Genomic DNA, 12,322 nt, shown 5'->3' on the forward strand with positions numbered 1-12,322 from the left:
AATCAACAGTTATAATTATTTTATTCATTTTAAAATAGAAAATAATAAACTATCATCATGTTTCTAGCTTAACGAAATTGTTGATAGTTAGCAATGAATTTCCGGCTGATATTAAACAAGCTATAGAAATCTGTGTTATCACACCTACATCAATTGATTCAGAAAGCTTTTAACCCCCCTAGTGAACTGGGTATAGAAGAATAATATGATTGTTAGGAGAATGCGTATGACATTACAATTTACGACACTCACACATTTCTATCATCAACGATCCAACTATAAAGCGGTAACCATTGATGACAGTTGGTATCATCAAACCTTACATTTAGACCTTTCTTACCAACCTCCCTACGCTTTTGAAAGACTGCTTCAATTCTTAGAACGACGCGCCATTCCCGGTGTAGAAACTGTGTTTGAAGATACGTACTATCGTACAGTATTGCTTCATAATAAAGGCTATACCTTTAAAGGATGGGTTGCGGTCACACAACATAACCAACAAAACGCTTTAACACTGACATTGAGTGCCAGTCTCTATCCTGTTCTTTCACAAGTCATTGAACGCATACGTCACCTCTTCGATTTAGATTATGTACCTCATACAGCTAAAGATGTGCTGAATGCAGCTTGGTTGGAGGCAAGTACACGCATGCCAGGCGGCTTTGATGGCTTTGAAGTCAGTGTCCGCACTATACTCGGCCAACAAATTACTGTCCAAGCTGCGACCACTTTAACCGGTAGATTAGTTCATGCCTTAGGTACGCCTTTCGTTATTAACTTGCCTGGTTTATCTGCCTTCTTTCCTTCTGCAGAAACACTCATTGCGGCAGGCAGAGCCAATAATATAAACGGCGGTAAAGGGATTAGTGATGTACTCGGACCTCTCGGCATTACAGGCAGACGTGCTTCAACGATTGAAGCCATCGCATATGCGCTCATTAATGGAGAACTTCAACTTAAACCTTATCCAATATGGAAAGGTCATGAGCTAGATACCGCAGTGATGGCACAAGCAGAAGCTGAAATGAAACGTCTATCTTCCATTAAAGGGATTGGACCTTGGACAACACATGCGATAGGCATGCGTGCTTTAGGTTACCCTGATGCCTTCCTAGAATCTGACATCGGTGTCATTAAAGCCATGAAAGCTTTATTTCCAGGCTCAGAAGAAGTTGAAACACCAAAAGGCAGATTAGCTATGGCTGACACATGGCGTCCCCTACGCAGTTATGCGGTGATGAATTTATGGAAATAACCTATATAGAAATAGCCTCCCATTGGCGTATCTATCCAAATGGGAGGCTATTCTTATATTAGTTCATGACTTAATAACCAAGTAACGCTTTAATACTAAATCCGACAATCACAGACACAGTGATCGCAAAGAAACCAGGTAAGATAAAGCTTGTCGGCTTCGTTTGTTGCGTTTCATCTAAATCCACCGCAAATAATAATGTCGGTTGCGCTGGAATCACGAAGTTTACATTTAATGTTTGTGCCATCGCAATAAAGTACATCGGCGGTACACCCATGCTCATTAAAATCGGCAACATGATTGAAGCTGTCGCAGATTGTGAAATCACCACAATCGTTACAAGCGAGACAAGTATAATAACTAACCAAGGCACTTGTTGGATAATCCCGCCGATTTGTTCAGTCATAATCTTCTTATTGCCAGGTGCAGTAAAGATGGTCGCACCGAGCCAACCCGGTCCGAGTACTGCGAATAACGCACCAATCGCAGATTGTGTAATATGGCTATCTAAAATATCTCGCGTATTTAATTTAACTAAGACTAAGTTAATCGCCGCACTCATATACATAAAGAGCTGGACTATTTCAGTTGTCTGAAGTTTGACAGTTTCACCCTCTACTTTAAATGTCGGAACTAAATCCGGGAAGATACCGAACGTTAAAATCAAACCTACACCTAATAAGAAAGCCGCTACACCCCATTTCACACGAGGTGAAAACTGCGTGGGTAATGGTTGTGATTCAAGGTCTTCCATAATATTTGACGCAAATGAACTTGGCTTCATCTTACGTCGTCTTCCAACCACTGTACAATAGACACTTAACGCTAACATACTAATAATCGCTGTCGGCATAACGATAGACAGATATTTACCCATTGTGACACCAGTGACTGCCAATGTCGCAATAATATAAGCTGTCGCAGAAGCAGCCGGACTACATAATAATGCCAAGTTGGCAGTTAATACTGAAGCCGTTAAAGGACGTTTCGGTTGAATCCCTGCACGTGTTGCAGTTTTAGCGATAATCGGTTCAAGTGATAATGCGATATTCGTTGTCCCGATACCGAAAACGAAAAGAAAGACAATCATAGGCGCAATAAAAATAATAGACTTAGGAAAGCGCTCAATGACTTTAGAAGCAAGATGTACGAGATAATCGATACCGCCTGTAGCTTGTAATGTACCGCCCGCGATACCAATGGATAGAATGATTAATACCGCTGTTACAGGTGCTGAACCCGGCGGCAAACCGAAGATAAAAATCATGATCAGTTGTGCCACAATCGCAAATATCCCGCAACCGAGCGCACCAGCAAGCCGTAACCCCATCAGTATGGCCGCAATCATGATGATAATTTCTGTGATAAATAGAAACATTTGAACTCCTCACTTTAGTTTCTCTATATTGTGAAAAAGATAACATAGTCCAGTTTATCACGATTTTTTCTCATTTTGGCAAATGAATATAACTAAAATATGAAAGTTTAGTGAAAACAACTTTCTGAATTTCTAATCTATAAATATGTATACAAAAAGCCCTGGCGCAATGCCAAGGCTTTATATAAAGCTATTAAACTCTGTCCCAATAACGCACTTGTTCAAAGGCCTTCACAATGGTTTGTGGCTCATCTGATACAAAGATACCTTCCGCATCTAATTTCACTTTACCAACTTGTAAATCTTTAGAAGCCGCTTCATTAAAGACAATCGGTTTCTTATGTTTATAAGACAACGCCGCAAATTCTTCCGCATCCGGCACTAAACCATTGCCATCTGACAAGATGACTAAGCTGTCGAATAATGTCGCATGAGCAGTATCATACGTTTCATGAATTGAAATATCATCAGATAAATCTTTTTGCTGTTTGCCGACAAACGCATAATTTAAATCATTGTCTGCGCATGCTTTCGCATAGTCTTTTAACGTTTCAGGTTTAATGTCACCATTTACTAAGATTGCGACAGAATGACCTGGCAATGGGCGATCATATTTTTCCATCGTCAATTGACTGTCTTTTTTGTCTGATTGTACTTCTTCATTTTCTTCTGGTACTTGTACACCGACATTATCTGCGACACGTTCCGCTAATTCACGATCAATTTTATTGAGTTGATTGACTGCACGTTGACGTACATCCATGCTTTTACATTTACCGATTTCAAATGAGAAGCCATCAACGGTATGATCATATTCAGGTTTTGTTAAACTATTCAAATACAATTTGGCTTGTGAATAATAATCTTTGAAACTATCACTGCGTCGGCGAATTTTATGTCCTTCTACTTTTTCTGGATAATGTTCATAGCCGCCTTCTGCTTTCGCACTTGTGAATGGACAGTTCCCTGCTAAACCATTCTTATGGTATGACGTTTGACCTTCATGTACATTCATTTGATGCATCGCATCTCGTTGGTTATTACGTACTTTATTTACAGGTCGGTTAATTGGAATTTGGTTGAAATTCGGTCCGCCTAAGCGTGAAATTTGTGTATCAGTATAAGAGAATAAACGGCCTTGTAGTAATGGATCGTTAGAGAAATCAATGCCTGGAACTACGTGACCTGGATGGAATGCGACTTGTTCAATTTCATCAAAGACATTATCTACGTTGCGATTCAATATCATTTTCCCTACGACTTTGACTGGAATTTCATCCTCCGGCCATAATTTCGTCGGATCTAAAATATCGAAATCAAAATCAAATTCTTGGTCTTCTCTTAAGATTTGTAAACCTAATTCCCAAGCTGGATAGTCGCCTTTTTCAATAGATTCATGTAAATCTTTGCGATGGAAGTCGATATCTTTACCCTGTAAGATTTGCGCTTCATCCCACACTAATGATTCTAAACCATGTACCGGTCTCCAGTGGAATTTAACGAAGAATGCTTCACCTTGTGCGTTGACTAAACGATACGTATGTACACCGAAGCCTTCGATTTGTCTAATATTCTTAGGAATACCACGGTCACTCATTGCCCATACTGCCGTGTGTGAGGACTCTGGATTCTCTGCGAAGAAGTCCCAGAATGTATCATGTGCTGAGCCGCCTTGTGGTGTTTCAGTATCAGGTTCAGGTTTAACTGCGTGAATTAAATCAGGGAATTTAATCGCATCTTGTACGAAGAAGACTGGAATATCGTTACCTACTAAGTCAAAGATACCTTCATCTGTATAGAATTTCGTCGCAAAGCCGCGAACATCTCGAACTGTATCTGGAGAACCTTTTGAACCTTGTACCGTTGAAATACGTACAAAGACTGGCGTCACTTTATCAGGGTTCGTTAAGAAATCCGCTGATGTATATTCAGATAAATTTTCATACACTTCAAATTCGCCATGTGCACCAAAGCCACGTGCGTGTACCACACGTTCTGGAATACGTTCATGGTCGAAATGCATAATCTTCTCACGGAAATGAAAATCCTCTAACAGACTTGGACCTCTTTCTCCTGCTGTGAGTGTTAATTCATCTTCACTGACTTTTGTGCCGTTATTCGTTGTCATCGCTTCGCCTTCATGACTTTTTCTGAATTGGTCTAATTGTTCTTGCTTTTTATTTTTAGCCACACAAATAACCTCCTCTAAGACTAACTAGTTATCAGTTTCCCCATTACTTTCAAACGAAACTCTTTTTAATTTTAAAGATAATTCTAATTAACAATATATAAATATTTAATGATTATCAGTGATACTTTCCATATTAAGATATTTTCAGTAAACTAAGGCTATACATAACTTAATAGAAAAGGTGAACACTATGTCAGCCCCAAATTATTTTCGTATAGAAGGCTCACTTTCTGAAATTATGGAAGTACTTATTAAGTTAGATGGCCCTTCAACTTTATCTCATGATGAATTATTCAAAACGAATAACCCTGAAGCAATATTATACCAACGCTTTGCGAAACATATGTCTCAAAGTGAACGTCAAATCATTGAAGATTTGATTCAAAATGCCGAGTATATAGCCTTCGTGTCTAATGCACGGGCAAAGCAGATGGAATTGTTAGCACAAACGCATTACTTATTGCCAATCCACAGGGAGTTAAATTATGTAGATAGTGAATTCCTAAATAACTACAACTACTATATTCTAAATGGCTCTTCGTCAAAATTTCCTGAGTTAGCAGATACTGCGAAAGATCAAAATAGTATTAAATATCTTATTGAAAAAAGCAGACGCAACTGTGATGATTTAACACTATCTGAATTCCTTGATATCAGCTTAACGGCAAATCAATTAAAGGACATCTGTCGCAAACATAAAATCAAAGGCTTTTCTAAAGGTCCTAAGCAGCACATCATCGACTTAGTGACAGAAGCCTTTTTTGAATCTCCTGATGCATTTATTGAAGGTTATGCTAAAGAAGCTTACCCATTACTTGCATACTTTATCTTAGAAGAGCGCAACAGTCTTCCTAAGCAGTCCTTTGAAGATTTGAATACAGACTTCTGGTTGGTGGATACGAATCGATTAAATAACATTTACTTCACAGCTGCAGATGTTATGGAACCTATTATTGCTTTCTTTAAAGCACATGAGATGAATCCATTAGATTACATTAGAAAAGAAGACAGAGTGTTATTCCAAGACCATGAAAGTGCACAAAATAAAAGAGCAAAACAAACCGCACCTGAACAAACAAGTTCACAGAAAGAGAACGATTTTGATGCGAAACTCGATCGTTTTCTAGAAAATGAAGCAAACATCACACCTGAATTCGAACTATTTTCTGTCTTACTTAATGCTTATGGCGTTGTTCCTTACAGCTTTGCGACTAAATTATATAACCGCTTCTACAACGAAACGAAAACAGAAGCCGAAGTCAAAACGCTCGTTTCAGAACATATGCAAGACATATTAATCAGTGATACAGACCAATTCATCCACCCAATCCTACAAGATGAATATCCAGACGTTCTCACTCATTATGAAGCTGTCAGCTATTACGAGCCAACAAGCTATGAGGCATTATTAGCATATGGAGATATTGACGCACTAAGTATAGATAAAGCGACTAGAAACGCCATCAAGTTCTTCACCAAACTCGTTAAAGATGATGACATGAAAGCTATATTCACAGATTCAGTTGTCTTACAACAAGTGAGAAAGCACACGGATTCAGCAGAACTCGATCAAATTTTAGACAAACTGGCACAAGAACCAGAAGTACGCAAATTTAATAAACTAGAAGCAAAACGCCATTTGAAAAAGCTTGCCTATTATGTCCCTTTATGGAAATTACGTGGACATAGCCAAGCTGAACTAGATGCTGCACACTCCTAATCACAAAAGAGGTGTCAATGATGCAAGTGAATCTAAACGCATTTCCTATCATGTTGAGACAGTTATGTCATATCATTACGAAAAAACAACCTTATTTCCTAACGAAATACATGTATACGTTAGATGAGAAGATAATCTTCCAGACACTTGAACAAGTTTTATCTGATGAAGAAAAACGCGCGATTCAATTTGTCTTAGAACATCCGCGCCCTATCATGATCATTGGTAACCATCACTTGCCACATTTCGAACAATTACAACATACGGCTGTGATTAAACCTTTATTATCAGACCGATACTATGTCGATCATGATTTCTTAAATCTCTATAATCAGTAGGTATTTAACAATGCCTATGCCAAACTGCCGCCATTGTCCAAAGAAGACCAGCAATCGATGGCTTGGTTAAGTCGTCGAGAAACGGATATCAGATTACATCAAAATATCTCTTTATTACAAGCATTAGATTTATATTTCTCACTCGACGAATTAAAAGCGATTTGTCGTCATTTTAAAATCAAAGGCTATTCGAATAAGAAAAAAAAGGACATTGCGATCTTATTGAAACATGCCTTTATTGAAAATCCAGCACGATTTATTGATACATTTGCGCCGGAAGAACAATTCATCTTAGCGCAATTTGTCTTGTTAAATCAAAACTGTTTCCCCGTCGAAACACCAGAAGAACTTTCAATGAATGCCTTTGTGTTTCAAATAGATCCTTTGGAAACCGTCGTGTTCCTGCCACCTGAATTAATGCTTGTAGTTAAATCATATTTTGATTCACAACACCTTAATCCATTACATTTCGTCCCTAAGTCAAGACGTCATGAGTTCGAAAACATTTAACACACATGACACACCTCATACTAAACAGCTAAATCAAACCATAAGAAAAGGAAGTCCCATCATGACGCTGATCATGAGAGACTTCCTTCTTTCATTTGAAAGGTATAAGTGGATAGTGAATGAATTTTAAATATTTACATTATAACTGCATTTGTGCTTTCTTGTAATAATAGATTGGAATGCCTGCTAAAGTAACTATAATACCAATGATGGCAAGTACAGGTTGTGTAATTAATGTATTGATTAATACAAACACACCTGCAGCTAAAGCGATAATTGGAATGACTGGATACAATGGTACACGGTAAGGCCGTTGTAATTCAGGTTCTCGTTTACGTAATAGCATCACTGCCAAGAAGGCCATACAATAGAACGTCCAAATAACGAATATCAACATGTTTGTGATGGTATCAAATGCGCCAAGCATCATCATGATCGCAGCGATTACCAATTGAATCACACCGCCTAACCATGGTGTATCTGAAGGTGTTAAACTCAAGAATGCGCGTTTGAAAGGTAATTGATTAATTTGTGCCATCGCATATGGAATTCTCATGCCTGTCATTGTATAGCCATTCATTGTGCCGTATACAGAAATCAAAATACCGATAGTGATAATTTTACCGCCGCCTGCGCCGAACAGAATAGATGATGCATCGCTCGCAGCATTTAAGTTACCCATAATAAGGTCAATCGGCAAAGTCATTAAGAAGGTCGCATTAATCAGTAAATATACGACCATAATCAAGCCAATACCTAAAGCAATAGCGCCAGGCAAATCTTTCTTAGGATTCTTCATTTCCCCGGCAATATTGCCGACATGAATCCAACCATCATATGCGAACATTGTCGCTAGCAAACCACTGCCGATTGCTTCAAACCAACCAGAACTTGTACCGTTGACGACTGGGAATAAAGAGAATGATACTTCACTGCTTTGGAAGAAGCCGAAACATACAATCATGGCGATGGGAATTAATTTAATAACCAACGTTATAGATTGGAGTATGCCGCCTGCCTTAGAACCTAATAAATTAATCAGCAGTATGGTCAACGCACTTAATACTGCGATAGGTACTAAGTAAATCGTGCTGAGATGAAATAAATTAATAATTTGTGTGCCGAATATAATCGCAAGTGCCGCAACATTCGCTGGGAAATAGATGAACCCTTGTGCCCATCCTGAAAGAAAGCCCCAGAAGTTGCCGTAGGTATATTCGATATATTTTGTCAGACCACCTGTTTCAGGAATGGCAGCCGCTAACTCTGCACCTGTCAAACCTGCACAAATGGTAATCAGTCCTCCAAGGAACCATACTAGCATTGCCATACTTGTTGAGCCGGTAACTTCAGTGACACTGGAGACTTTGAAGAAGACGCCCGCACCGATGACCGAGCCCATCACAAGTGAAAGTGCAGCAAAGAAACCTATATTTTTCTTTAAGGCTTTATCACTACTCATTAGGTTTACCTCCGTTCTGTCCTATTTCAGTTAACCTACTACACCTTCACTTGTATCAGCGGGTTCTAGTAATGATTCAATAATATGAGAGACACGTGTTAAGTCCACATTTCCGCCAGACACAAGGGCTACTGTTGTTTTATCTTTCAACCATTTCGGATCAATTTTTCCGCTCAGGATTGCTGCTGTAGGTAGTGCGCCAGCCCCTTCTGTAATAATTTTTGCTCTCTGCATTAAATGGCGCATCGCATTGGCAATTTCATCTTCAGTCACTAAGATAAATTCATCGACTAATTTGTCCGCAACTTCGTATGTTTTGTCGCCAGGGATTGCGACTTCTGTACCATCCGCAATCGTATGCGCAGTAAATTGTGACGTAATCTTACCTTGTTTTACAGACTCTGCCATACCGTGAACATTCTCTGCTTGTACACCAATAATATGAATGGATGGGTTAAATGATTTCAGCGCAGTCGCAACGCCTGAAATTAATCCCCCGCCGCCAACAGGTACAATCACCGTGTTCACATTCCAAATATGGTCTAAAATTTCTAAACCAATTGTGCCTTGTCCTGCCATTACTTCATTATCATCGTATGGATGAACAATCGTTTTCCCGGTTTCTTCCGCAAGCTGTTCCATATAGAGGCGAGAATCATTGAACGTCTCTCCTTTCAATATGACTTCTGCACCATAGCCTCTTGTGGCCTCTTGTTTCGCGATTGGTGCTTCTTCTGGCATAATAACGGTTGCTTGGATACCTAGTAACTTACCGGTCAGTGCGAGACCTTGAGCGTGATTTCCAGCTGACGCAGTAATAATTCCTTTTGCTTTTTGTTCATCTGTTAAATGTAAGATTTTATTCAAGGCACCGCGATATTTGAATGATCCTGTAAACTGCATGTTTTCTAATTTAAGATAAACATCGCCGCCCGTGATATCGTTACTTAAGAACATGGATTGGATTAACGGTGTTTCACGCACGTAATCACGAATCATCATTTTCGCTTCTTTAATGTCTTGAATATTACAATATTTCTCCGTCTGCATTACTGTACTGTTTACTGTCATGTCGCTCTCTCCATTTCTTTATATATAGGATTTATTCACTTAATTCATTAACGTAGTTAAGACTTCATAAGTTAAATCGTGGGATTGCGCAAGGCCTTCGTTCGTAATATGGCCTTTATAAATATTGACACCTGTCGCAAGCACTGAATTATCTTTAATTGCTTGTTCAATACCTTTATTACTGATTTCTTGTAAGTATTCGATATTACCTAAAGCGAGTGCCATTGTAGAAGTACGTGGGACAGCACCAGGTTGGTTTGGTACCGCATAGAAAACTACACCGTCTTCAACATAAACTGGATCATCAATCGTTGTTGGTCGGATACCTTCAACTGTACCGCCTTGGTCAATCGCAATATCCACAACCACAGATCCTTCTTTCATAGATTGAATCATGTCACGTGTAACGAGTTTTGGTGGTTTAGAACCGGGGATAAGAATCGTTGAAATAAAGACATCCGCTGTCTTAATTTCTTCTTTGAGGTTTGCTTCATTAGATTTAATCACTGTCACATCTTGGCCTTTGAAGTGTTCTTTAAGCCATGCGATGCGGTCATCTTTTAATTCGATAATTGACACAGAGGCTTGTAAGCCTAAGCCGATTGTTGCGGCGTTGACTGCTGCTGAACCACCGCCGAAAATAACAACTTTACCAGAAGGAATACCATCAATAGCATCAATACCTGAAATTAAAATCCCTTCACCTTGGTGTTGTTTCTCTAAATAATACGCACCCATTAACATTGAACGACGGCCAGCAATCGCACTCATCGGCGCAAGTAATGGTGCTTGTCCATCTTTCACAATCGTTTCACCGCCAATTGCGGTAACACCCGCTTCTTGCATCGCTTCTACTGTTTCTTTAGATGAAGCTAAATGTTGGAAGCCCCAAATAACTTGTCCTGGTTTAAGGAATTTGAATTCTTTCGCATCAGGTTCTTTCACTTTCACAATTAAATCTGCTTGCCATGCTTCTTCATGATTCACAATAAAGCCGCCTGCTTTCTCATATTGCGCATCATCAAATCCAGAGCCTGCACCCGCAAGATGTTCAACAAGTACACGATGTCCATCTAATACTAGTTTCTTCACATTTTCTGGGGTACAAGCGACACGTCCTTCACCTGGTTTGAGTTCTTTTATGATACCGATTTCCATGTTCATCTCTCCTTGTGAATGTTTTCACATAAAACTTAACACTCAAATACAACAAAATCAAATTAATTTATAGGAGTTTTATAAATAATTATATTTTTAAACATAATCAGAATTGTTTATCAATTTTAAACCTCTTGCTAACAAACGCTTTCACTCCAATTGTGACAACCATCACTTACATCCATATATTGAAACTGTCACAATTTGTATAATCCTATTTATAGAGAAAAATTATTCTATTCTTTCATTTTTATTATGCGGGGAGTATCACGTATGTATAAAAATAGACAATAAAAAAACCCTGGCTTTCGCCAAGGTAGTTATATACTTAAATTGATTTTTACAAATTATCAATCACTCAATTCACTATCTTTAATATCTGTGATAAACATATGTCCGGGTGCATGCGTGATTATTAATTCTGGCTTAGCATCTAATGCTACTGATTGTGGTGTTACCCCACAACCCCAGAATACAGGCACTTCATTTTCTTTAATGTGAACTGGTTCGCCAAAGTCTGTTTGATTCAAATCTTTAATACCAATGGCAGTTGGATCTCCAATATGAATCGGTGTACCATGAACATTTTTAAAGTGTGTCGTAATTTCAGTAGCACGAATCGCATCTTTCATGGTCATTGGACGCATACTCACCGTAATATTCCCGTCAAAGCGTCCTGTTGGTTCAGCTGGAATATTGGTAATATACATCGGTACGTTGTGTCCTTCTTCAAGATGACGTAATGGAATCCCCGCATCTAATAAGGCATGTTCAAAAGTAAAACTGCAGCCGATCAAGAAACTGACCATATCGTCATTGAATAAATGTTGTATGTCAGAAGGTGTGTCAATCAATTCCCCATTTTCATAAACACGGTACGCCCCTACATCCGTTGTGATATCCGCATCTTTACCGTATTTAGAAAAGTTGACTTCCCCTACTTCAGAGACATCTAATAACGGACAAGTTTTTGGATTTTTAAAACAGAATTTCAAGAAATCATAAGCATATTTTGAAGGTAAAATGACCACATTCGCTTGAATGTACCCCTTAGCCATTCCACTTGTATGCCCGGTCACTTCTTTATTACGAATCATTTTTCTCAATACAGTTGGTTGAATATTTTGTAAATTTGTCATAAATAAATATCCCCTTTGTTTAAATTATGATATTTTTACTAGTTTATCAGAAATACACAATGGTGTGTTAAGAAATATTTAATTGTATACATATTGAATA

At 38.6% G+C, this 12,322-nt stretch carries 10 protein-coding genes; 4 read left to right on the forward strand and 6 right to left on the reverse strand.

Annotated features, from left to right (window positions below; translation table 11 throughout):
- Window positions 1-226: 226 nt before the first annotated feature.
- On the forward strand, window positions 227-1,255 hold the full coding sequence (locus ACFCT9_RS08765) for a DNA-3-methyladenine glycosylase family protein (protein ID WP_412518653.1): 1,029 nt from the start codon (window positions 227-229) through the stop codon (window positions 1,253-1,255).
- 70 nt (window positions 1,256-1,325) lie between these two features.
- On the opposite strand, the gene ACFCT9_RS08770 is transcribed toward ACFCT9_RS08765, so the two are convergent.
- Both ACFCT9_RS08770 and ACFCT9_RS08775 read right to left on the reverse strand, forming a co-directional pair.
- On the reverse strand, window positions 1,326-2,633 hold the full coding sequence (locus ACFCT9_RS08770; RefSeq protein WP_412518654.1) for an anaerobic C4-dicarboxylate transporter family protein: 1,308 nt from the start codon (window positions 2,631-2,633) through the stop codon (window positions 1,326-1,328).
- A gap of 193 nt (window positions 2,634-2,826) precedes the next feature.
- The gene (locus tag ACFCT9_RS08775; RefSeq protein WP_412521647.1) at window positions 2,827-4,761 is read right to left on the reverse strand and encodes a catalase; all 1,935 of its coding nucleotides are present in this window, start codon (window positions 4,759-4,761) and stop codon (window positions 2,827-2,829) included.
- A 253-nt stretch (window positions 4,762-5,014) separates the two neighbouring features.
- Here ACFCT9_RS08775 and ACFCT9_RS08780 point away from each other — a divergent pair, with 253 nt between their 5' ends.
- The 3 genes from ACFCT9_RS08780 to ACFCT9_RS08790 are packed head-to-tail and all read left to right on the forward strand — an operon-like array spanning window position 5,015 to window position 7,392.
- Window positions 5,015-6,544, forward strand: a complete 1,530-nt coding sequence (locus tag ACFCT9_RS08780) for an SAP domain-containing protein (RefSeq protein ID WP_412518656.1) — start codon at window positions 5,015-5,017, stop codon at window positions 6,542-6,544.
- A 17-nt stretch (window positions 6,545-6,561) separates the two neighbouring features.
- Window positions 6,562-6,882 carry a hypothetical protein gene (locus tag ACFCT9_RS08785; protein WP_412518657.1) on the forward strand — a complete coding sequence of 107 codons (321 nt, stop codon included), beginning with the start codon at window positions 6,562-6,564 and terminating at the stop codon, window positions 6,880-6,882.
- A 57-nt stretch (window positions 6,883-6,939) separates the two neighbouring features.
- Window positions 6,940-7,392, forward strand: a complete 453-nt coding sequence (locus tag ACFCT9_RS08790; RefSeq protein WP_412518659.1) for a hypothetical protein — start codon at window positions 6,940-6,942, stop codon at window positions 7,390-7,392.
- A gap of 139 nt (window positions 7,393-7,531) precedes the next feature.
- On the opposite strand, the gene ACFCT9_RS08795 is transcribed toward ACFCT9_RS08790, so the two are convergent.
- From ACFCT9_RS08795 to ACFCT9_RS08810, 4 genes are all read right to left on the reverse strand, one after another.
- The gene (locus ACFCT9_RS08795) at window positions 7,532-8,854 is read right to left on the reverse strand and encodes an APC family permease (RefSeq protein WP_412518661.1); all 1,323 of its coding nucleotides are present in this window, start codon (window positions 8,852-8,854) and stop codon (window positions 7,532-7,534) included.
- A gap of 30 nt (window positions 8,855-8,884) precedes the next feature.
- The gene (tdcB, locus tag ACFCT9_RS08800; protein WP_412518663.1) at window positions 8,885-9,925 is read right to left on the reverse strand and encodes a bifunctional threonine ammonia-lyase/L-serine ammonia-lyase TdcB; all 1,041 of its coding nucleotides are present in this window, start codon (window positions 9,923-9,925) and stop codon (window positions 8,885-8,887) included.
- Window positions 9,926-9,964: 39 nt separating this feature from the next.
- Entirely contained in the window at window positions 9,965-11,083 is a 1,119-nt protein-coding gene (gene ald / locus ACFCT9_RS08805) for an alanine dehydrogenase (RefSeq protein ID WP_412518665.1), read from the reverse strand.
- A 350-nt stretch (window positions 11,084-11,433) separates the two neighbouring features.
- Window positions 11,434-12,222: a putative hydro-lyase gene (locus ACFCT9_RS08810; protein ID WP_412518667.1), complete on the reverse strand. Its 789-nt coding sequence runs from the start codon at window positions 12,220-12,222 to the stop codon at window positions 11,434-11,436.
- Window positions 12,223-12,322 lie beyond the last annotated feature (100 nt).

The sequence above is a fragment of the Staphylococcus simulans genome (genome assembly GCF_047037175.1).
In the GTDB taxonomy this organism is placed as follows: domain Bacteria; phylum Bacillota; class Bacilli; order Staphylococcales; family Staphylococcaceae; genus Staphylococcus; species Staphylococcus simulans_C.

Bases quoted from the DNA above. Each gene is read 5' to 3' on its own strand.
- ACFCT9_RS08795 (WP_412518661.1), bottom strand. From the start codon at position 8,854: ATGAGTAGTGATAAAGCCTTAAAGAAAAATATAGGTTTCTTTGCTGCA.
- ACFCT9_RS08770 (WP_412518654.1), bottom strand. From the start codon at position 2,633: ATGTTTCTATTTATCACAGAAATTATCATCATGATTGCGGCCATACTG.
- tdcB (WP_412518663.1), bottom strand. From the start codon at position 9,925: ATGACAGTAAACAGTACAGTAATGCAGACGGAGAAATATTGTAATATT.
- ACFCT9_RS08780 (WP_412518656.1), top strand. From the start codon at position 5,015: ATGTCAGCCCCAAATTATTTTCGTATAGAAGGCTCACTTTCTGAAATT.
- ACFCT9_RS08790 (WP_412518659.1), top strand. From the start codon at position 6,940: ATGGCTTGGTTAAGTCGTCGAGAAACGGATATCAGATTACATCAAAAT.
- ald (WP_412518665.1), bottom strand. From the start codon at position 11,083: ATGGAAATCGGTATCATAAAAGAACTCAAACCAGGTGAAGGACGTGTC.
- ACFCT9_RS08775 (WP_412521647.1), bottom strand. From the start codon at position 4,761: ATGACAACGAATAACGGCACAAAAGTCAGTGAAGATGAATTAACACTC.
- ACFCT9_RS08765 (WP_412518653.1), top strand. From the start codon at position 227: ATGACATTACAATTTACGACACTCACACATTTCTATCATCAACGATCC.
- ACFCT9_RS08810 (WP_412518667.1), bottom strand. From the start codon at position 12,222: ATGACAAATTTACAAAATATTCAACCAACTGTATTGAGAAAAATGATT.
- ACFCT9_RS08785 (WP_412518657.1), top strand. From the start codon at position 6,562: ATGATGCAAGTGAATCTAAACGCATTTCCTATCATGTTGAGACAGTTA.